The organism is Mesorhizobium sp. RCAM 05104, from assembly GCF_059683645.1.
In genome coordinates this window covers 7073149-7093498 of record NZ_CM185033.1, presented here as the reverse complement: position 1 = coordinate 7093498, position 20350 = coordinate 7073149, and the positions used below count along the sequence as shown (strand labels likewise).

The following is a 20350-nucleotide window of genomic DNA, read 5'->3' as shown; positions in this document are numbered from 1 at the left end:
AATGCACGACACGGCAGAGGTGATAGCTGCGCTCGGCAATGAGCCCCCGCTGGTTGCGGACGGCCGCAGTCGCGCACCAGACCGGCGCGAAGTTTCGGCGCGCTGGCTGTCGGGCACCTTCCTTACCGGCGTGACCTCGAGCGTCCTGATGGGCGTGGCGCTGTTCGCCGCCCTTGACGGTCGCCAGCAGCTGGCGACGCCGCCAGAGATCGCCGAACTGGGTCATCCCTCCAACAGCGACGATTCCGGTGAGGTCGCCAAGACCACTAGGCTGGTGGCGCCGCGCCAGATCGCCAAGGCCAAGGACCGCCGACGCATGGAAGTGTCGATGGTGACCAAGGTCGGCGACCGCGATGTCATCCACACAATGCCTTTCGTGCAGATCAAGATGGCGCTAGCCGCAGGACACACGACCAACCGCCCCTACCCGCCTTTCGACCCGATGCAGGTGTTTGGCGACGACGGCGATGACAATTCGGGCCAGCCGGCCGCCGCTGCCGCTGCAACCGCCGGCCAGATCTATGGCGCCAAGGTCGAAAGCGAGATGAGCCTGAAGACGGTCGACTTCCCGGTCGAGACGGCGTCCTTCGATGAAAAAAGCGACCTGTCCGCCGACGAGGTGGAAAAAGTGGTGCGTGGCGCCGGCACAGGTCTGAGTGACGGCGCCGTGCAGGTGGCGTCGCTGCGTTATGTCGACCCGCAGCGATTCGGCGATTCGCTGGCACAGAGCATGGCCGGCTCCTACGTCAAGATCGTGCCGGAAAACGTCTCGGTGTCGCCGCGCGCCGTTGCCCACGACCAGACGCCAGCCTTCGCCGAGGAAATCATTCCCTTCACCAAGGATCGCGACATAATCGAAGCCCTCGCGGATTCGGGCTATACGGGCGAGGACGCCACCGGCATGGCCGAGGCGATCTCCAAATTGCTGAACGCCCCGGCGCTCAAGGCAGGAACCGTGCTGCGCGTCGGGCTGGAAGTCCATGGCGACGCCGCCAAGGTCGTGCGTACCAGCGTCTACGACAAAACCCAGCACATCGTGACCATCGCGCTCGATGATCATGGCCAGTATGTGCCGGCGCAGGAGCCGGAGCCCAATCCCGAATTGCTGACGGCGTTCGACGATCTCGCCGCCGGTGGTGGAACGCGCCAATTTGCCGAACGTCTACGACGGCATCTATCGCACCGCCTATTCCTACGGCATGTCGAAGAAGTTGACCCAGCGGCTGGTCAAGCTTCTGGCGTCCGATGTCGACTTCCAGTCGCGGCTCAGCCCGTCGGACCGTCTCGAAGTGCTGTTCTCGCAGCCGGACGGTGACGACCAGGCGTCCGACGAATCCGAGCTGCTTTATGTGTCGTCGACCTTCGGCGGACAGACCCGCAATTTCTACCGCTTCCAGATGCCGGACGGCAGCACCGACTATTTCGACGAGAACGGCAGCAGCGCCCGGCAGTTCCTGCTGCGCAAGCCGGTTCCAAACGGTCGTTTTACATCTGGCTTTGGTGGGCGGGTGCATCCTGTTCTCGGTTATTTCAAGATGCACACCGGCGTGGATTGGGCCGCGCCTTCTGGCACGCCCATCATTGCCGCCGGCAACGGCGTCGTCGAGAAGGCCGGCTGGGCCGGCGGCTACGGCAAGCAGACGGTCATCCAGCACGCCAACGGCTATCGGACAACCTACAATCACCAGAGCAGGATCGCGGACGGGATGGAGCCGGGCGTCAGAATACGACAGGGCCAGGTCATCGGCTATGTGGGATCGACTGGCCTCTCGACGGGCAATCATTTGCATTTCGAAATCGCCGTCAACGGCACCAAGGTCGACCCGATGCGCGTTCGCCTGCCGGTCGGCAAGGTACTAAAGGGCGACGATCTCGTTGCCTTCAAGCGCGAGCGCGAACGCATTGATGACCTGCTCAAGCAGGAAGACAGCGACCAGTTGAAGGTCGCGAGCACAAAAGTCGACGACTGTGCAACAATTTGCTAAATTATTGCACAGTCTTGATGGGCCATCGCTGACATAGTTCCAGTTTGAGTCGAGCCATCCGCTTGTGATGCCCTGGAGAAGTGCCCATGAACGGCAAATCAATATTTTCAGTTGCGTCAGTGGCGCAAATGGTAGCCTTTTCGTTGCCTGGCCAAGCTAACGCACATCCGCATGTCTTTGCCGAAGCACAGCTCCGTATCACACTCTCCGCCGATCAGTCATCCGTCACGTCGCTGCAGCACTTTTGGCGCTTCGACGAGATATTTTCAAGCACAGTAATGATGGAGTTCGATAAGAATCTTGACCTCCAGCTTGATCCATCAGAAATGAAACTCGTTTCCGAAACAGTTTACGCGTCGCTCGCCGACTACAACTATTTCCAGATCGTGACCGTTAATGGAAAAGACGTTTTGATGAACTCCCCACCTTCGCTCACGACAACATTTGAGAGTGACCAGTTGACCGTCTCATTTGAATCAAAGCCAAACAAACCGCTTATGCTTGCCGGGAGAATTGATTTTGGGGTCTACGATCCGACCTTCTATACCGCCATCGATTTTCTAACGGATGACAACCTTGTAGTCGATCAATTGCCCGCCGCGTGCACGCGCACCGTCATCCGGCCCAATGCCGATGAAGCCATTTCACAGAACCAGAAAACCCTCACGGATGCGTTTTTCAACGATCCCACAGGGACTGATATGAGCAAGATATTTGCGACGAAACTTGAACTATCCTGCGGCGCCAAGGGTTAGCAACTTCACCACCCGCAGGCCTTCAGAACCGCGTAACGGTGCCGGCCAGGCCATACTCCAGCGCATCGGCTGTCAACCCGTGCTCGACCGAGGCTTCCGCCAGTGCCGGAATGCGCTCTGCCAGCTTCGGCAGATTGCTCACCACTAGATCATGCCCGGCATTGACCTCAAGCCGGGCGGCAAGGGCGGCATCGGCGGTTTTTACCAGTCTTTTCAGTTCCTTGGCCGCTCTGGCGGGATCGGAATGGCAACTGTCGTATGGGCCGGTATAGAGTTCGATTCGGTCGGCGCCGGTGTCGCGCGCGGCCTTCACGCCGTCCGGATCCGGATCGGAAAACAGCGACACGCGAAAGCCTCCCTTTTTCAGGCGCTTGACGATGGGCGTGAGGAACGCGGCCTCGGCGGCGAAGTTCCAGTCATGGTCTGATGTCGCCTGGGCCGGATCGTCGGGTACCAGCGTCACCTGTTGCGGTTGGTGCTTTTCCACCAGCGCCGGGAAATCCCCGCTCGGATAGCCCTCGATGTTGAATTCCGCCTTGGGAAACTCGTCGTCGATCAATGCCCTAATCTCCGGCAGGTCGGAGTTGTCGGGTGTGCCGCTCGTCAGGGCGCGGATACACCGTCAACCCCGTGTGCGCCCGCGGCAAGGGCGAGGCGCCCGAGCCCGGTCACGCTCGGCCATGGCAGGTCGCGCCGGTTGCGCAGCATGGCGGTTGCGTTGAGATTGACGGAAAGCTTTGCAGGCATGGCTTCGGGTCCGAAAAGGTACTCAGCTATACTAATTTCGAGCGGCAACAGACAGCACCATTCAGTGTTTCAGCAGGGAAAGTGGACCTCAGAACGGGTGAGCGTTCCGCTGTGCTGACCAACGTGGCTCAAGACGAATGCAAAATAGTCAGGTACGTGTGTCTTCGCGCCAATCGGCATGCTCACAAGGAGAACTTCTGTGCATCACCCGGAGGTTACTGCAGACCTTCGCCGGGAGCGACCGTCGCGAAGCCGCCTTTGATGTTTGCCACCTGCGCGCCACCGGGCTTTGAACCATGGATCCACGCCCGGTCGGTGCTGACGGAATACAGCGGCAGGTAGTCAGGGAGATCGCTGTCGCGAAGAACAACATTGCTGAGGCTGTCGAGAATGAAGGTGCCGCTGACTGTGCTTACCGACAGCACCGCATGGAAGAATTTTCTCCGGCGATCCTGGAGGACAACAAGCGACATGCTCTGCGCCGGAATGCCGGCCCGCAGCAGTGCCGTCATCCTGAGGATGGCAAAATCCTCGCAGTCGCCGGCCCGCCGATCGAGAATTTCCGAAGGCGTCGCCCAATAGTCGAGTTTCCCGTAGATGGCTAGCTTGTCGCTGAACCTCTTGCCTCGAACCACGTCGATGATGGCGGCAAAAGCGGCGCTTTTGCGCTCGCAGGCGCTGCCCGCAGAGCAGCCGACGATCGCCTGGTAGACAGGCGCCCAGCGTGCCGAAGCGGGAAAGTTGCGCATGGACAAGGCGACCGATCCGAACACACCCGGGATGATCGCCGCCGTCTGCACGGGATCTATGCCGATATCGCCTTGCGCCGTTGCAGGGCCGACCTCGCGGTCTGCGATGGCTGGGCCGTAACCGTCGAGAACCATACCGATCCGGTAGGCTGCGGCGGGCCGCGATGGCCGTGGCCTTTCCAGCGAAACGCCGCCGAGATAAGACGGCGCCTCGACTTTTTCCAGGAGTGCCCCGGCAGGGGCGGCTGTGCCGAAACCGTTGTTGGCAAGGGAAGGCTGCGCCAAACCGGCAACGCCGATTGCCAGCAACAGCACTTTGAGGCTGGTTGTTCCCCGAGCAGTGTTTTGTTTTTTCATAACGCCCACCTTTAATCGTGGACGCTACCAATCTTGTCTCAAATTACTGGAAAGGAAGGTAGATACTGTTTCGGAAAGTCGTTCTGTCCATCTTATCTAAAATTTTAAATACCTTTATACTTACCCGATGGTCACAGGCAACGCGACGCCGGCTCTATCGACACAACTGATCTTCGCCTGCGATACCCAAGAGAAACCTGTCGCGTCTCCATATCCTAAATTGTTGCCGGAGGCTGATCGCGGAAAGACAAAGGTGCTTTTGCAGACGTAACGGCCCGGAAGTTTCGCCAGCGGATGAGGACGGCGACCATCGTCACGAGGGCTCCGCCCGCCGCCAGATAGATTCGCACGGGCTCCAGATAGGTCAGCAGCGCGTCTGCGCCGAACATGAAGAGCAGTATCTTGTTACAGATCGGGCAAGCGATGCCGATGTAGTTGGCAATCCCGCCGACGCTCGCGAGCTTGACCGCGCACGCGGGAACCGGGATCGCCACATAGACCCCAAGCAAAAGCGCCTGGAGGGTGAGGAATGCGACCTCAAATCCGCTCGTCGGCGTCATTCGAATAAAAAACGGATTGACCCATAGGGCGGCCACCGTCCCAAGCATTGCGAAAGAAACGACCGCGACCAAAGCCCCCTTAAAAAATGAGCCAAACGTCATTTCCATCTCCATATTTTGGTATCATTGACAGGCGCGGATAGCTCGATCCCGACGAAGCAAAACGTCCGCAGATGCACCAAGGTTGCGCAAGAAACAGCTGAATATGTGGCTGAGCGGCGTATAAATGCTTGAAGACCGTCGTGGATCTCGGACCAATGGCAGCGATGTGACATGGCTCTCTGGATTTCCTCATTCTGCCGCGGCCTTGCTCGGGGCGGCAACCGTTTGAAGCGCCGGAAGGGTCGGCTCCGGGGGTAATGGCTGAAAACGCTCGGAACCCCAGGCCGCAATCCTTACCATCGTCGGAAACGGATTGGCCGGCCGCTCTTTTTGCGGTGCGATCGGCAGAAAGGGTAGAACCCGCGCCATGATGGTCCCGGTCACCGGAACCGCGTTCCAGCCCGAGGTTCTGAACCCGCTGGTTTCCGGTAACCCTTTTGGCTCATCGAGAATTGTAAGGAAAAGATAGCGAGGTTTGTCGGCAGGGACTATGCCCATGAAGGCCGTCAGCACCCGGTCTCCCGAGTAGGCGCCATTTACCACTTTCTCCGAAGTGCCTGTCTTGCCCCCAATAAAATACCCGGCGACATCGGCTTTTTTGGCGGAGCCAACCTCGGCATTCAGGCGCATCAGAAACCGCACCGCTTCGCCTGTTTGCGGCGTGACCACATCTGTCGCCAAAATGCGTTTCTCGACCGGGGTACCTTCTATGAAGGTCGGCCGGATCAGGCGCCCACCGTTGACAATTGCGCTGATAGCGATGCTCGCCTGAAGCGGTGTGACTGCCATGCCGTGGCCAAAGGCGATGGTGGCAGTACTGATCTCACTCCAATTCGGGGGAATGAGAGGCTGTGCGTTCTCCGGCAGTTCGGTTACGAGACGGTCGAACTGGCCCAGCCGCCTCAAAAAGGCCTTGTGTTTTTCGACGCCCACACCCATCGCCATTCGCGCCATAGCGATGTTCGAAGAGTAGATAAATGCTTCGGGAACAAACAAGGGGCGCCCTTGGCCACGGTAGTCGTTGATTGAAAACCGGCCGAAGCGCAAAGGCTGGCTGGCGTCGAGGACGGAGTGGATGTTGAACACTCCCGAGTCCAGAGCCATGGCGGTGGTCATGGCTTTGAAGGTGGAGCCCATTTCATATGTGCCGACGCTGACACGATTGATGCGGTCCGGCTTCAATGCGTCGGCGGGAATGTTGGGGTCGAAATCCGGCAGCGAAACAAGCGCGAGCACCTCCCCATTCGTTACATCCATTACCAGCCCTGCCCCCGCGATAGCTTCGAAACGGGTGACGGCTTTCCTCAATTCATCGCTCAATGCATACTGAACCCTCAGATCCAGACTGAGAACAATCGGTTCGAGATTTCGTCGATTGAGGTTCAAGCCAGCGGATCTAAGGTCTTGGAGTCCCTGTTCGTCGATCCAGCGTTCGATGCCGGCGATTCCGGCATTGTCTATGTTGACCGACCCCAGGACATGCGCAGCAGCAGGCCCATTGGGATAAAGACGCCGGGTTTCATCCCGAATGCCGACACCTGGAATTCCAAGTGCCCACAGGCGATCCTTTTCAGCAGGCGTTATGCCACGCTTGATCCAGGTAAAGCCGCTGTTGCTGGCTAGGCGCTTATGAATATCGATCATGTCGAGGTCGGGAAAGACGCTCGTCAGGCCTTCGGCTGCTTCGTCGACATCGATAATCCGGCGAGGCTCGGCATAGACGGAACGGCTTGCGACATCCATGGCAAGAGTGACGTTGTTGCGATCGACTATGTCCGGCCGCGCAACAGACGGCGGTACCGCTGCGTACGCTTTATCTGGCCGTTCCATGTTTCCAAGGATCACCAGGCGTACCCCTATCGCGGCAAAGAAGGCGGAAAACAGCGCCATAACCATGTAGATCCGGACGCGGTAATTGGTGGATAACGGGTTGGTCTGTGAAGACGAGTCATCCATGACGTTATCCTCTGACGGGATTTTCGCGCGCGCGCAATTCATCGGTCCAGGCGTTGAAAGCGCGGTTGAAGGCCAATGTGCGAGCGCGTTCCGGCCACCTGATTCCGAAATGTGCGTAAAGATCGGTCCCCGCCTTAAAATCCCCTTGCCGTATGACTCCGTTGGCGCGGGGAGTAATCGCTGGCGTTGGTTCAATGCCGTCCCAGTTTGCGAGAAAGGGAAATCCTGCTTTGGCAAGCACAGGATCCCAGGTCGGGTCGACCAGCGTCATCTTGCCATTGATCCGGACCTCCACGGTATCATGAAAGCCGCGGGTTTCGGCCAGGGGTGCAAGCACTGCTTTGGGTATCGGCAGGTCAGCCCAGTCGAATGGCAATTGGATGGGCCGGGCATCGAACTTTCGGGCTCGCATCAGTCGAAGTAGGGCGGCCGACTTGTGACGGCAATCGCCGCGACCGTTCGCGAAAAGGCTGTCGGGATCACCAGTCCACGCCGTTAGCCTATAAGGGAGATTCTGAACGATTTTGAATGCCGCGACCCGCCGGTCACGGTCGGTCAGACCGGCTTCCAGCTTGCCGGCAACCCAGCCGGTGGAAATTGGTTTGCCTTCGGCACGCAGAGTTGCCATTTCGCGCTCCAACTCGGCGACGCGTGCATCAAGTGGCTCCGAGGTCTGACTTTGCGCTACTGCGTAAGCAGGCGCGAAAGCAGTCAGGCCGGCGCCGATCAAGAACATCCGCCTGTTCATCGAACCCCCTCCAAAAGCGGTGCCATGCTAGGCTGGCTGTGCCGCAGCCGCTGCGGGATTTCGACCGTCAAGGCCGCCTTGACAAGGATCCGTCTCGGTGCCGTGACGGATCGTCTAACGTTGGTTGCTCGCATATGGGCGCCCCTTCTCAGCCGGATACTGTTTTGCGCGGAGCGACTTCATGCCGGTCATGTCGACGACGGCCGCGCGACCTTTCTTGAGTGAAGGCTGCTTTTCGAACGCAACAACGACCCCGTTCATGCCACCAAGATCGCAAGATTTGCGCATCGTCAGACCGCCGGTGCCGGCACAGTCTGAAACCAATCCGACATATTCCGGACGAAGGTTGAATATGAGCAGTCCGCCAGGACACAGCAGGGCTGCGGCTGCGGCCAGAAACGATTTTACATCTGTTTCGAAATAGGCCGCTGCTTGCGAATAGAGGATGCCGACCGTCCCAGGCGGAATTCCTTGTGTGTCAAGGACCGGCAGGCCCGCAGCTGTGACATAAGGGTGTTCAAAGATCCCCTTTGGCAGGTCGGCGTGCCACTGCGTCAGATTCGTGAAGTGGAGAAAGACGCTCTGACCAAGATCGCGTTCAAAATGTTTGGCAAGGCCTGCAATATCGCGAGAGCTCCCTGACGCAGGGCTTTTCAATCCTGCCCAGCCGCCGCCGACTTCCAGATATCGTAAGGTTCCGTCCGCCTGCAGACGGCGATCTCGCTTCGTGGACCAGATCGAAGCCAAGCTGTTCAGCAAGACGAAACGACCCGCCGCTAGAGGTCCATGTTCCGTCATGAAGAAAGGAAACAAGGGTATCGTAGATCGACCCAGTCTCGCGAAACATCGCTTTCAGATACCTGACCGGGTTCCGCCGCGATGGTATCGGTACGTTGGGACGCAGTCTGTGAGCTTGCAGGTCCCGTTTCACGCCCATTCGGATCGAGCGCCACGCGGCCTCGTCCGGTTCGTATCCAATGGCTTCGAGGTTGCGTAGAATCAATTTGCGCGCGCGCGCCGCTGCGATGAACATTGTGAAATTCCGCTATAGCTTCAAATGCCGCCCGCATTGCGGGCGGCGGGTGGGCACTGAGCGGAAGAAGGACAGGCGCCATCGGCGCCGGCAAAAACACACTCAGTGCATCAGCACCAAGCGGATCGCGGAGGGCGATCGAAAGTTATCTGGACTATGCGCACGTCGTCCTGATGGGCAACAAAGGTTGGGCGGTCCTTCATCCCTGCAATGTCAATTGCCTGCTGACTGATCATCTCGAAATGATGATCGTGATGCAGAACCTGATGCGACAAAGCGCCCGCATCCTTGGATCCCTGATCGTGAACGTGAGTGAGCTGCGCGAGTGGAAGATCGACAGCCTCAAGCGCCGGCGGATGCGCAGCAAATGCCAACAACAGCATCACCAAAGTGATGGCTGCAGCAATTAGGCGACGGGCCGGCCAAGCTGAGCGAGGAATGCGCATAGTTCCAGTTTGCATCACATTGTTAAGGTCTGGTTAAGGCCAGACAGCTTCGCCGAATCGTAAGGCGTCACTTAGTCTAGGGATAATCCCAGGCGCTCAACGTGTCCATGCATTCGTGCGACGGAGCATCGCATGTTCGCGGCGACGCCTGGCGTTGCCGCCTTGGCCTTCCCTCGCCGAAGATCACCCTTGGCGACGGCGGTGGCCGGGGGGCCTTCGACGGTGCTATTCTTTGGATCCAGCTCCTATGATGCAAGGCATGCACTGAACCCTGGAACCCGTTCTGTGATTTTGTGGCAAGCGCCCTTGCCGCGGGTCACGGTAACACGCCAAAATGCACCTTGGCGGTTGCAGTTCGCAAGCGAGCGCAGCTTAGGGAGGTCGGCTTGTCAGAAGCGATGGCGGCGTTGTTGAACCGTTGGCGCAGTGATCCCAACGGGACCTATCGATCATGGTTCTTGTGGGAAGAGCGCATCAAGAACTTTCGCTCGATACGCCGTGGCATTCAGCAGGTCGTGAGCGAGATCGGTGCGGGCGCGTTCGGAAACGCCTACAGAGGGTCCTCGTTGGAAGTGGTCGTCCATTCGATCGCCGAGCAAAGACAGATTTTCAAGGGGGCCGATCACGCCTTTCTTTGGAAACCCAAGCTACGAATCCCGGACATCTACGAGAATGCCGACAACCAGCGCGCATTCGGACGAATGCTCGACACCTGCGTGTGCTGCAACGAGGAGTCGGTGATGCTCGCGGCGATACAGGAAATCGACGCACGGGCGATCAAGGGGCTAGGCCCTGCCGTCGCAAATCTTCTTTATTTCCTGCATCCAACGTTGGCGCCGCCCTTCAATACCGCGATCGTTAACGGCTACAACGCGCTCACCGGGGCCAAAGTGAAGCTCGGCCGATGGGAGCAATATCTGGCAATGAGGAAGGGAATCCTTGTCCTGAACGCCAAAAACCGCGCTTCGCTTTCGAACGATCTTGGAGCGATTGGCGGCCTGCTGTTCGATATTGGCAGTGGCCGGTACGCCGCGCCGCCGCTCGAGGACAGTCCTGTGGCGATGGCCGCCTGGCGCGACGACCTGGCGCGCGTTCGGGAGGAGGCGATAGCCGACCGTCTGATCAATGCGGCGCGCGAGAACGATCACACACACACAGAGATCCAAGGTTGGTTGCGCGATCTCGGTTTCGCTATGGGCTACGATGTTTGGGTGGCTTCCAACGACCGCAACCGTGCTTTTGGCGGTGGGAAGCTCAGCGACTTCTGTCTTGAAGTCCTTCCATTTCCCGAAGGCGTTTCGGCCGCGGACGCAGTTCGGCTCATCGACGTGCTGTGGCTCGATAAGGCGACGAGGCGGATCGTCGCTGCCTACGAGGTAGAGCACACCACATCGATCTATTCCGGAATAGTCCGCATGTTGGATCTTGCCCTTGGCGAGGAAGTGCAAGGGCTGGAGGGGCTATTCCTTGTAGCGCCCGACGCGCGGGAGCAAGATGTCCGCAATCAGCTCAACAGGCCGGCATTCAGCCGAATTGCGGATCTGAAGGTGCGATATTTGGCGTACGGCGAACTCAAGCACAATCGCGAGGCTATCGCCAAATTCGGCCATGGCATGAAGCCCATCCACGCGATTTCGCGGACGCTCAGTTGAGAGTCGATATTATTCGAACCCGCGCACCTCGGCTACGCGGACCGAAACAAGATAGCGTTTAAGAGCTGGAACTCATGGTTGAGGGATGCTGGCTTGGAAAAGTTGTCGAGTGATCGAGGTGTCGGCGAACCACAGCGCACAAAAGTTGGAGCGGCCGCGTGCCGGCGGCCGCTCCATATCGCCGTGGCCCTTGAAGTGAAAGGAACACGCGCGACGGCCTCATCACCCTACATCCCCTGGCCGCTAGGGGAGCAAGGCCCATCGGGCAGGTCACAAGAATGTGTTGGCTAAGCTGTTGGTCGGCTTCTGCCGCAGCGATCATTTGATGCGAACGTTTCGGCCGCCCGAAGAGTGGGTTTGTTTCTCTTCCGCCTAAACAAAAGGCTCACTGCCGGATATGGCAGTGAGCCTAGGTATCGGGTGGGAAAAATGCGGCTATCGTCGCCAATGGTAAGCCGCTCAGAGCAACCCGGCAGCGGTCATAAGGTCGGTGACCTTCTTGCTGTTCAAATTCGACGGATCGACTTTCGGCGCCTGAAGATCCTTCAGCGGAACCAGCGCTGGATTGCTGTCGGCACCGACGCTGACGGCATATTCGAACGACGTTCCGGTCTTAAGGACGTCCTGGCCATCCTTGCCGGTGATCCACTTCAGGAAGGCCTGCGCCTCCTTGGCATGCTTGCTCGAAGTAAGCACGCCCCCTCCAGAAATGCTGACAAATGCGCCCGGATCCTGATCCTTGAAATAGAGGAGCCCCACGTTCTTGCTGTTTTCTCCAGTCTGGGCCTGATCTCCATAATAGTAGTAGTGGAAGATCACCGCACCTTCGATTTCACCAGCATTGACCGCCTTCATGGCGGCACTATTGCTTCGGTAGGCGGTGACATTGGCCTTTGTCGCGTTCAGCCATTCCGCCGTATCGGCTTCGCCCTTTATCTCAAGCAGGGCCCCAATGATCGACTGAAAATCGGCACCCGACGGAGAAGCAGCCCAACGGCCCTTCCAGCCCGGGTCAGCCAGATCCAGCAGCGACTTTGGAAGCTTGTCGGCAGTCAGCTTGGTCTTGTCGTAAGCAAAGACGGTACTGCGCGCGGCAATACCGACCCAATGCCCATTAGCAGGACGGAATTCTTTGGACACCTGCGCCAGCGTGTCTCCATCGACCGGCGCGAACAGGCCCGCCGCGTCGACAAGTGCCATGGCGGGCGAATTTTCTGTCAGGAATACATCGGCCGGCGTGGCGGCGCCTTCGGTGACGATCTGGTTGGCGAATTCAGGGTCTTCGCCGTTGCGCAGTGTGACCTTGATTCCTGTGTCCCTGGTGAAGCCCTTTACCCATTCGTTGGCCAGGCTCTCGTGCTGGGCATTGTAGACGATGATACCGTCGTTTGTGTCCTGGGCCAGCGCCGGTGCAGCGAGAAAGGCGTAGCATAGCGCCATGGCGCTCGCGAAAATTGAAAGGGCGGATCTCATCGGATGCTCCAGGCTACAGGCTGATGTGCCGGCCGGCTCTTAGCAATACTGGAGTATTGATGTCAACATAACTACACAGGTCGCAGTAGCCGCCGAGGCGGGAAAAATATGGCGTCTGGCTGAGCGATTTGTCGTTCGACAGCAATCCTTGGCGGGAGGTGGCTTCGGAAATCGTCTCCCCTCACGACCGGAGCGATAACTTCGCCTCGCGAATGATACCTAATGCACGGAAGGAAACAACTCAGCCGTCAGCCCTGCAATCCGGTAAGTCAATAAGCCGAACCATTCATGCGCGGCGAGATCGGTCGCTGCAAGACCGACCGTGATTGAATCAGTCGGGCGTTTGAGATCTGCCGCGCCGCGCGTACGATAGTCGACAGGGTAAGGGGTCACATCAAAACCGGCAGCGCGAAAACATCCGATCGCCCTCGGCATGTGGCTCGCCGACGTGACCAGGAGCCAAAGCTCGCCTGGCTTCGGTTGGATCGAGGCGGCGCTCTCCGTGCCGTTCTCGCAGGTATTTCGAGATCGTTCCTCCATCTCGATGCGCTCGGGCGACACGCCCAGCGACACGAGAATATCGCGGGCGACCTTTGATTCCGTCAGTGTGCTGGCACCATGACTCTGGCCCAACCCTCCGGAGAGAAAAATTCGTGCATCTGGATAACGCCTGCTGAGATCGACAGTCGCGGTCAGCCGTTCTCCCGCCTCATTCATCGCCAAAGTGCCGCGATAGCTGCTGATATGCGGGTCGACGGCCCCGCCAAGCAGGATGATACCAGCCACCGGCATATCGATGACCGGCTGGGGGAAGCGGTTCTCGAGCAACATCAACGCAGCCGGTCCCAGAGGGCTCCAACCGCAGATGGCCAACAACAGAACCGACGCTATGATGCATGCCCGTCCCAGGCGGAATCTGCCGAGGAGCGCGGCAGGAATGCCGACCATGCCGAGCAGCGCGATCAGATTGGAAGGGATCAGGAAAAACTCGACGAGCTTTGAGATGACGAAAAACATCACGCCCTCTCACGCGCATTTGACAACCGGCGGGCCTCAAAGGTGAGAGAGAATCCTCGCCTGCACTGGCATTTCGGCATTCGGCTGCTGCATTGGCTGACCGTGATCGCGCTCGCGGCGCAAATCGCCATTGCCTTCGGACCGATGAACGGGCCGGGGATGGCGACGATGAACTGGCTTCCGCTCCACATGTCGATCGGCGTGACGATCCTTGCCATCATTGTCCTTAGGCTTTGCTGGCGCATCTTCACCCACCCCCCGTGAGGCAGCCCAAACGAACCGTGCGGTTTGCGACTTCTTTCTTCCACGTGTTTCTCTACGCAATGATTCTTGCCGTCTTGATAACGGGATGGCTGGGCTACCAGCCAATGCCCTTCATGCCTCCCGCACGGCTTTTCGGAAACTTGCCCGTGCCGTTGCCACCATCTGTCGGCGCGCTGTCGGCAAGGGCTTTCGCGTTCGTCCATGCAAAGCTCGTCTGGATCTTGCTTGGGTTCATTGGTGCTCACGTCCTGGGCGCGCTGGTGCATTTCGTGCTGCTTCGCGATGGTGTAATGCGAAGCATGTTCTTCAATCGGTCGAACACGGCCTCGCGGGAGCAGAAGGTGCCGGTTGCGGTCGGCGATAAAGCCGGCAGCTCAGGCGATCGCCCATAATCCTCCCGCGATGATCACCGCATATCGTGCAGCCTTCCCAAGTGCGACGAGCACCACGAACAAACCAAAATGCACGCGCGCTGCGCCGGCCGCTACCGTGAAAGCATCTCCGACGACCGGCAGCCAGGCGAACAGGAGCGTCCACGCGCCAAAGCGGCGAAACGTCCGGCTCGCATGCTCATACTGTTCACGAGTGATTGGAAACCATCGCTTGGTCTGGAGCGTGTCGATGCCCCGCCCCATTATCCAGTTCATCACCGAGCCGAGCGTGTTGCCGATCGTGGCAACCGTAAAGAGCAGCGCCGGATCGCCACGGCCCGCGGCGACTAAGCCCGCGAGCACCACCTCCGATGAGACTGGCAAGACGGTTGCGGCGAGGAATGCGCTGACGAACAGACCGCCATAGATGGCCAACGCTGCCACGTCGAACGACCGGCTACGCCTGCACGTCGACGATGCCCATCATGCCAAGCTGCTCGTGTTCCAGGATGTGGCAATGAAACATTCGCAGCCCCGGCCGGTCCTGTCGTAGCAGGAGCCGCACCGTCTCGCCGCGCGCCACGTTGACCGTGTCCTTCCAGGCCAGGTAGGCCGGTTTCGAGACCTGGCCATCGCGTTCGTGCTCGATCACCTGAAACTGCGTCCCATGCACATGGAACGGATGGTCCATGTCCGCCTTGTTGACAATTTCCCAGAGTTCGACCTGTCCTGCTTTAGACACGACATCGATGCGGCCCATGTCAAAGGCGGCGCCGTTGATCAGGAACCCCATCTCCATGTTTGTCGCGGTCATCGTCATGGTTTCGGTGAAGACGAAGCGCCGGCTGACGACAGGGGCGTTAAGTTGCGCAATCGGCCGCAGCCTGTCCGGCAGCGGCGGGAGCGGCTCTGCAGGTGTCTCCGAAACATTGACCGTAAGCAGTGTCAGGCCTGCATCCGCAGGGCGGCCTGCGCCCATCCAGCCGCGATCGTAGTCAAGCGTGTACAGCGTGGCTGGGCCGGGCTTGTCGAAGGTAACAATCAGCTCAAGGCGTTCCGCCGGGCTGAGAAGGATTTCGTCGGCTTCGATCGGTGCTTCCAACAGACCGCCGTCCGTTCCGACAACCATCATTGACGCTTCAAACGACAGTCGAAGGAAGCGCGCATTGGTGGCGTTGTAGAGCCGGAAGCGCCGCTTCGTGCCAAAGGGGACCGTTAGCGCAGGATTCTTCTGGCCATTGACGAGTACGTGATCGCCGACGCGCCCGTTCATCAGATCGACCATCGTATTGTCCGGCATCGTGCCGTCGGCAGCAAGGCGAAGGTCGGTGAACACCAGTACGGTATCGCCATACTCCGCCGGAATTGGATCGACCTTCGGCTTGACCAGGAACACGCCGGCAAGGCCGCGATAAACTTGCTCGGCCGTCTTGCCGTGCGGATGCGGATGGTACCAGTACGCTGCTGCGCTTCCCTCGGGCAGTTCGAAGCTGTAGGTGCGATCGCCCGCCGTTGCGACCGGATCCATCGGATTGCCGTCCTGGTCCGCCGGCACCGGCATGCCGTGCCAGTGGAGGGTGCTCGCCTCGCCCGGAATGCGGTTTGCGAAGGTGATCTCGACGCGGTCGCCCTCGACCGCCTCGATCAGCGGACCGGGACTCATGCCGTTGTAGCCAAGAATCGGCGTGTCGAGCCCCGCGGCGAAGCGAGCCGTAGCGGGCTCGGCGGTGAGTTTCGCCCTGAACAGGCCGGGCGTATTGGCTTCGTTGACGAGGAGAGGCAATTGACGAAGCGGCTCTCCCTCAGGCAGCATGACCGCGTTCTTCGGTGCCGCCATGTCGTTGCCACCCATATCCATGCCGGGCATGTCATCCATGCCGTCCATCTTCATTTGAGCGATCGCACGCCGGCTAACAAAAACCGTCGCAAGACCTGCCGCCAGAAAACCGCGTCGATGCATCTGTCGTCTCCTACGTCACAGAGTAGCGCGTCAGCGCGCGGTACGATGAGAAAGTCCACCAACGCTTGGCGCTGTCGCCGCCACCACGGGGCTCCGGCGCTTTTTCGGTGCCCTGGCTGGCCCGGCCTCGTGACCGCTGGAAAGGCTTTCGATGATCGGGCAATGCGGGCGATCATCGCCTTGGCAGTGTTCGGCCAGATGACGCAGAGTTTTACTCATGTCGCGGAGTTCGCGCATTTTCCGCTCGAGCTCCGCGACATGTTCCATGGCAATCCGCTTGACATCGGCGCTCGCCCGCGAGCGGTCGCTCCAGAGCGCCAGCAGAGCGGTCATCTGCTCCACCGAAAAGCCAAGATCGCGAGCTCGACGGACGAAACGAAGCATGTGGACGTCGTCGTCGGAATAGACCCGGTAACCGGCATCGGTCCGGACAACGTTCGAGATGAGTCCGATCGTCTCGTAATAACGGATCATCTTGGCCGAGACGCCAGACGCCGCTGCTGCTTCACCGATGTTCATGAGCGAATTCCTGCAGGTTGAGGCTTCCGGCGACAGCAGAGCCGGGATCCGGGGATAAGACACATCTGAACTAGCCCCTTCATATGACCGGGACCGGCCCGGAGAACTGGTCGGCGCGCGGCCTGCCGTCGATCGGCGGCTGGAAGCGCCTGACGCGCAAGGCATTGGTCAGGACGAAGACGCTGGACAGCGCCATGGCGCCCGCCGCGAGCATCGGCGACAGAAGCGCGCCGGAGAACGGGTACAGCACCCCGGCGGCGACGGGTATGAGCGCGATGTTGTAGGCGAAGGCCCAGAACAGATTCTGGCCGATGTTGCGGATCGTGGCCTTGGAGAGCGCGATCGCATTCGCCACGCCGCGCAGATCGCCAGACATCAGGACGACGTCGGCGCTTTCTATGGCGATGTCCGTGCCAGTGCCGATGGCGATGCCGACATCGGCCGCGGCAAGCGCGGGCGCGTCGTTGATGCCGTCGCCGACGAAGGCGACGCGAGCACCGTGCTGGCCAAGCCGCTTGACGGCGTCGACCTTACCGTCCGGCAGCACCTCTGCCACGATTTCGTCGATGCCGATCCGCCGCCCGATCGCCTCAGCCGTGCGCCGGTTGTCGCCGGTCACCATGGCCACTTTGAGACCGAGCGCATGCAGGGCAGCGATGGCCGCCGGCGTCGATGCCTTGATCGGATCAGCGACCGCGATGATTGCAGCAAGCCTGCCATCGATGGCCGCATAAAGCGGGGTCTTGCCCTCGTCGCCGAGCCGTGCTGCCGCCGAAGCAAACATCGAGATGTCCAGGCCGAGCCGTGTCATCAGGCGATCAGCGCCAATTTCAAGCTTGCGGCCTTCGACGGCAGCACTGACGCCAAAACCGGGGACGGCCTCGAAGTTCTGGGTGTCTGTAAGCACAAGGCCGCGCCGTTCGGCCGCCCGCACGATCGCCTCGGCCACCGGATGCTCGGAGCGCACCTCCACCGAGCCGACGAGCCGCAGCACGTCGGCTTCGACAAATCCGTCTGTCACGACGAAATCGGTCAATTCGGGCCGGCCCTCGGTGAGCGTTCCGGTCTTGTCGAGAGCAATGACTGTAGCATCACGCAGTGTCTGCAGCGCCTCGCCCTTACGAAAGAGCACGCCGAGTTCCGCCGCCCGCCCCGTGCCAACCATGATCGAGGTCGGCGTGGCGAGGCCCATGGCGCACGGGCAGGCGATGATGAGCACGGCAACGGCGTTGACCAGCGCGAAGGACAGGGCCGGCTCCGGACCCAGCACAAGCCAGGCTCCGAAGGTGAGCAAGGCGGCCACGATGACAGCCGGCACGAACCACGCAGTCACCTTATCAACCAGCGCCTGGATCGGCAGCTTCGAGCCTTGCGCAGATTCAACCATGCGGATGATCTGGGCGAGCAGCGTCGCCGAACCCACCTTGGTGGCTCGGAAGTAAAAACTGCCGGCCTTGTTGATGGTGCCGCCGACTACTTCTGAGCCGATATCCTTGGCGACGGGTAGCGGTTCGCCAGTCATCATGGACTCGTCGACAAAGGATGATCCTCCGACGATCTCGCCATCGACCGCGATCTTTTCACCCGGCCGAACCATGACCATGTCACCGACCCGCACTTCGGCGAGCGGCACCTCTACCGTGATGCCGTTCTTGACGACGCGCGCCGTCTTGGGCTGCAGTCCGACGAGTTTCTTGATAGCCTCGCTGGTCCGGCCCTTGGCCCGCGCTTCGAGATAGCGTCCAAGCAGGATCAGCGTCACGATCACGGCCGCTGCTTCATAATAGACGTTGGCTGTGCCTGCCGGCAGAACACCGGGAAGGAAAGTCGCGACGAGCGAGTAGGCCCAGGCAGCACCGGACCCAAGCGCGACCAGCGCGTTCATGCCTGGTGCGCCCCTGAGCAGCGCCGGCATTCCCTTCTTGAAGAAACGCAAGCCCGGACCAAACAGAACAATCGTGGTCAGGACGAATTGCAGGCGCCAGTTCCAGTCGCCAAGCGTCATCACCCAGTGATGGAATGCGGGCACGAGATGGGAGCCCATTTCGAGAATGAAGACAGGCAGCGTCAGAAGCGCGGCCAACGCAAGCAAACGACGGAGCGTCCGAATCTCAGCTTCGCGTCCGTCGCGGTCGTGGTCCTTGTCTGTGTCCGGCAAGATCTGGCGCGCCTCGTAGCCGGCGGTCGCCACCGCTCTTTCAAGCGAGGCAGCCTCGATGGTGCCCGCGATGATGCGGACGGTGGCACGCTCCGTTGCCAGATTGACGCTGGCTTCGGTTACGCCCGGTACGGCCTTGAGCGCCTTTTCGATGCGTGCGACGCAGGAGGCGCAGGTCATTCCTTCGAGGGCGAGCTCAATCGTATCCGCGCGCGTCTCGTACCCAACGGCCGACACCGCCGCGATGACGGGAGCGAGGTCCGGCTTGCCGGCAAAGGTCACCTGGGCACGTTCGGTCGCCAGATTGACCGATGTCCCGACGACACCCGGCGCGGAGGCGATCGCCTTTTCGACGCGCCGCACGCACGAGGCGCACGTCATGCCCTCGATGCCAATCTGAATTGTGGAACCAAGAGCTGAAACGGGGTCGGCTGGTGTGTGGGGGGTAACGGCGTTCACGGTCTGCAACTCCATTCGGTAGCAGCCACACTATATAAAGGTTCCCATAATTGGAAGGTCAAGAGGCAAAATTCGATCATTACGTCGCCGTGGGCTACGACGATCTAACCGGCCCAGAAAAAAGCTCTTGACCTTCCAACGATGGGAAGCCCCATATGGCTCCCATCAGCAAGAAAGGAAAGCAGTGATGTTGAAATTGAAAGTTCCGGACATGAGCTGCGGCCATTGCGCCAGCACGATCGAAAAGGCGGTAAAGAGCGTCGATCCGACAGCTCGCGTGGCAGTCGACCTCGGGTCATCGACGGTCGCTGTCGAAACCAAGGCGGACGAAACGTCAATCCGCGACGTCATCAGGTCGGCTGGTTACGACAACGAAAAGTTGGCTGCCTAATCGTCTCGCGCGCGGCCGGCGCGGATCAAAACCGCGTCGGCCGCGTTCATACACTAAAGTCCATTGAGGCTTAGTAGGAAGAGCCGCCGGCAGGGCGTCGGCTCGACAATCCATTGCGTCGCCGGGGACGCGACCGGCATCATCCTCGCCGCCGTCATCACGGCGACGCTAGGCCTGCCGATGTGGCTCGATCTCATCGTTGAATATCTCGCGGGCGTCGCCTTCGGACTGTTCATATTCCAGTCGCTGTTCATGAAATCGATGATGGGCGGCACCTATTGGGAAAACGTTCGCAAAAGCTTCTGCCCGAGTTCATCTCCATGAATTTCATGATGGCCGGCATGGCCCCCGTCATGAGCTTCCTGATGATGGGTCGCGACAGGCGCGCGATGGAGCCGACTGAGCTTTTGTTCTGGGGCGTGATGTCGATCGGCGTCATTGCCGGCTTTGCGCTCGCCTACCCTGCCAATGTCTGGCTGGTCGCACGCAAGCTGAAGCATGGGCTGATGACGCAGCGCCTGCAAATCGCCGAATGCGCGACCGCGTCACACCAGTCCCATTTGGTCACGCTCTCGTTTGCCAACAGAAAGGCCGGACTATGAAAGTCCGGCCAAGAATGAAGGTCGGAACCTCCAGAGGGAAACGCGC

15 protein-coding genes and 4 pseudogenes are annotated in these 20350 nt (G+C 59.9%); 7 read left to right on the top strand and 12 right to left on the bottom strand.

The annotated features are described in order from the left end of the window. Position 1 precedes the first annotated feature (1 nt). Positions 2-1985: pseudogene (locus AC56QP_RS34595) on the top strand (M23 family metallopeptidase). Between the two features lie 86 nt (positions 1986-2071). After that, positions 2072-2740 (top strand): DUF1007 family protein, encoded by a 669-nt coding sequence (locus AC56QP_RS34590; RefSeq protein WP_489861492.1) that lies wholly within the window; start codon positions 2072-2074, stop codon positions 2738-2740. Between the two features lie 5 nt (positions 2741-2745). Here AC56QP_RS34590 and AC56QP_RS34585 read toward each other — a convergent pair. From AC56QP_RS34585 to AC56QP_RS34560, 6 genes and pseudogenes are all read right to left on the bottom strand, one after another. After that, positions 2746-3487, bottom strand: a pseudogene (locus tag AC56QP_RS34585) (pyridoxine 5'-phosphate synthase). A gap of 215 nt (positions 3488-3702) precedes the next feature. Beyond that, positions 3703-4593: a transglutaminase-like cysteine peptidase gene (locus AC56QP_RS34580; protein ID WP_497100894.1), complete on the bottom strand. Its 891-nt coding sequence runs from the start codon at positions 4591-4593 to the stop codon at positions 3703-3705. Positions 4594-4808: 215 nt separating this feature from the next. After that, positions 4809-5255: a hypothetical protein gene (locus AC56QP_RS34575; RefSeq protein WP_497100895.1), complete on the bottom strand. Its 447-nt coding sequence runs from the start codon at positions 5253-5255 to the stop codon at positions 4809-4811. Between the two features lie 189 nt (positions 5256-5444). Beyond that, on the bottom strand, positions 5445-7211 hold the full coding sequence (locus AC56QP_RS34570; protein ID WP_497100896.1) for a peptidoglycan D,D-transpeptidase FtsI family protein: 1767 nt from the start codon (positions 7209-7211) through the stop codon (positions 5445-5447). A gap of 4 nt (positions 7212-7215) precedes the next feature. Continuing rightward, positions 7216-7959, bottom strand: coding sequence for a transglutaminase-like domain-containing protein (locus AC56QP_RS34565; protein ID WP_269908169.1), 744 nt, complete (start codon positions 7957-7959; stop codon positions 7216-7218). 114 nt (positions 7960-8073) lie between these two features. Further along, positions 8074-8718: a hypothetical protein gene (locus tag AC56QP_RS34560; protein WP_497109013.1), complete on the bottom strand. Its 645-nt coding sequence runs from the start codon at positions 8716-8718 to the stop codon at positions 8074-8076. Positions 8719-9165: 447 nt separating this feature from the next. On the opposite strand from AC56QP_RS34560, the gene AC56QP_RS34555 reads away from it, so the two are divergent. Continuing rightward, complete coding sequence (locus AC56QP_RS34555; RefSeq protein ID WP_269908171.1) at positions 9166-9402, top strand: hypothetical protein; 237 nt, start codon at positions 9166-9168, stop codon at positions 9400-9402. A 434-nt stretch (positions 9403-9836) separates the two neighbouring features. Further along, positions 9837-11090: a type II restriction enzyme NmeDI-related protein gene (locus AC56QP_RS34550; RefSeq protein ID WP_269908226.1), complete on the top strand. Its 1254-nt coding sequence runs from the start codon at positions 9837-9839 to the stop codon at positions 11088-11090. 459 nt (positions 11091-11549) lie between these two features. On the opposite strand, the gene AC56QP_RS34545 is transcribed toward AC56QP_RS34550, so the two are convergent. Both AC56QP_RS34545 and AC56QP_RS34540 read right to left on the bottom strand, forming a co-directional pair. Beyond that, positions 11550-12563, bottom strand: coding sequence for an iron ABC transporter substrate-binding protein (locus AC56QP_RS34545; RefSeq protein WP_497100897.1), 1014 nt, complete (start codon positions 12561-12563; stop codon positions 11550-11552). A 219-nt stretch (positions 12564-12782) separates the two neighbouring features. Beyond that, positions 12783-13580 (bottom strand): YdcF family protein, encoded by a 798-nt coding sequence (locus AC56QP_RS34540; RefSeq protein ID WP_269908173.1) that lies wholly within the window; start codon positions 13578-13580, stop codon positions 12783-12785. A gap of 42 nt (positions 13581-13622) precedes the next feature. Here AC56QP_RS34540 and AC56QP_RS34535 point away from each other — a divergent pair. Then, positions 13623-14236: pseudogene (locus AC56QP_RS34535) on the top strand (cytochrome b). Here the strand turns inward: AC56QP_RS34535 and AC56QP_RS34530 are convergent. From AC56QP_RS34530 to AC56QP_RS34515, 4 genes are all read right to left on the bottom strand, one after another. Further along, positions 14219-14659, bottom strand: coding sequence for a YqaA family protein (locus tag AC56QP_RS34530; RefSeq protein ID WP_269908175.1), 441 nt, complete (start codon positions 14657-14659; stop codon positions 14219-14221). The pseudogene AC56QP_RS34535 and the gene AC56QP_RS34530 sit on opposite strands and share 18 nt — an antisense overlap. Before the next feature lie 13 nt (positions 14660-14672). Further along, the gene (locus tag AC56QP_RS34525; protein ID WP_489861499.1) at positions 14673-16106 is read right to left on the bottom strand and encodes a multicopper oxidase family protein; all 1434 of its coding nucleotides are present in this window, start codon (positions 16104-16106) and stop codon (positions 14673-14675) included. A gap of 99 nt (positions 16107-16205) precedes the next feature. Continuing rightward, positions 16206-16694, bottom strand: coding sequence for a Cu(I)-responsive transcriptional regulator (gene cueR / locus AC56QP_RS34520; RefSeq protein ID WP_269908177.1), 489 nt, complete (start codon positions 16692-16694; stop codon positions 16206-16208). A 79-nt stretch (positions 16695-16773) separates the two neighbouring features. Beyond that, a complete protein-coding gene (locus tag AC56QP_RS34515) occupies positions 16774-19233 on the bottom strand; it encodes a heavy metal translocating P-type ATPase (RefSeq protein WP_497103861.1) in 2460 nt (819 codons plus the stop codon). Positions 19234-19498: 265 nt separating this feature from the next. Here AC56QP_RS34515 and AC56QP_RS34510 point away from each other — a divergent pair, with 265 nt between their 5' ends. Next, a complete protein-coding gene (locus tag AC56QP_RS34510; RefSeq protein ID WP_489861501.1) occupies positions 19499-19702 on the top strand; it encodes a heavy-metal-associated domain-containing protein in 204 nt (67 codons plus the stop codon). 63 nt (positions 19703-19765) lie between these two features. After that, a pseudogene (locus tag AC56QP_RS34505) lies at positions 19766-20220 on the top strand (DUF4396 domain-containing protein); the annotation flags it as partial. Between the last annotated feature and the right edge of the window lie 130 nt (positions 20221-20350).

What these genes read in the sequence shown, in the direction of transcription:
- AC56QP_RS34590 (WP_489861492.1), top strand. Translation starts at nt 2,072, where the DNA reads ATGAACGGCAAATCAATATTTTCAGTTGCGTCAGTGGCGCAAATGGTA.
- AC56QP_RS34570 (WP_497100896.1), bottom strand. Translation starts at nt 7,211, where the DNA reads ATGGATGACTCGTCTTCACAGACCAACCCGTTATCCACCAATTACCGC.
- cueR (WP_269908177.1), bottom strand. Translation starts at nt 16,694, where the DNA reads ATGAACATCGGTGAAGCAGCAGCGGCGTCTGGCGTCTCGGCCAAGATG.
- AC56QP_RS34565 (WP_269908169.1), bottom strand. Translation starts at nt 7,959, where the DNA reads ATGAACAGGCGGATGTTCTTGATCGGCGCCGGCCTGACTGCTTTCGCG.
- AC56QP_RS34515 (WP_497103861.1), bottom strand. Translation starts at nt 19,233, where the DNA reads ATGACGTGCGCCTCGTGCGTGCGGCGCGTCGAAAAGGCGATCGCCTCC.
- AC56QP_RS34545 (WP_497100897.1), bottom strand. Translation starts at nt 12,563, where the DNA reads ATGAGATCCGCCCTTTCAATTTTCGCGAGCGCCATGGCGCTATGCTAC.
- AC56QP_RS34550 (WP_269908226.1), top strand. Translation starts at nt 9,837, where the DNA reads ATGGCGGCGTTGTTGAACCGTTGGCGCAGTGATCCCAACGGGACCTAT.
- AC56QP_RS34525 (WP_489861499.1), bottom strand. Translation starts at nt 16,106, where the DNA reads ATGAAGATGGACGGCATGGATGACATGCCCGGCATGGATATGGGTGGC.
- AC56QP_RS34510 (WP_489861501.1), top strand. Translation starts at nt 19,499, where the DNA reads ATGTTGAAATTGAAAGTTCCGGACATGAGCTGCGGCCATTGCGCCAGC.
- AC56QP_RS34575 (WP_497100895.1), bottom strand. Translation starts at nt 5,255, where the DNA reads ATGACGTTTGGCTCATTTTTTAAGGGGGCTTTGGTCGCGGTCGTTTCT.
- AC56QP_RS34540 (WP_269908173.1), bottom strand. Translation starts at nt 13,580, where the DNA reads ATGTTTTTCGTCATCTCAAAGCTCGTCGAGTTTTTCCTGATCCCTTCC.
- AC56QP_RS34555 (WP_269908171.1), top strand. Translation starts at nt 9,166, where the DNA reads ATGGGCAACAAAGGTTGGGCGGTCCTTCATCCCTGCAATGTCAATTGC.
- AC56QP_RS34580 (WP_497100894.1), bottom strand. Translation starts at nt 4,593, where the DNA reads ATGAAAAAACAAAACACTGCTCGGGGAACAACCAGCCTCAAAGTGCTG.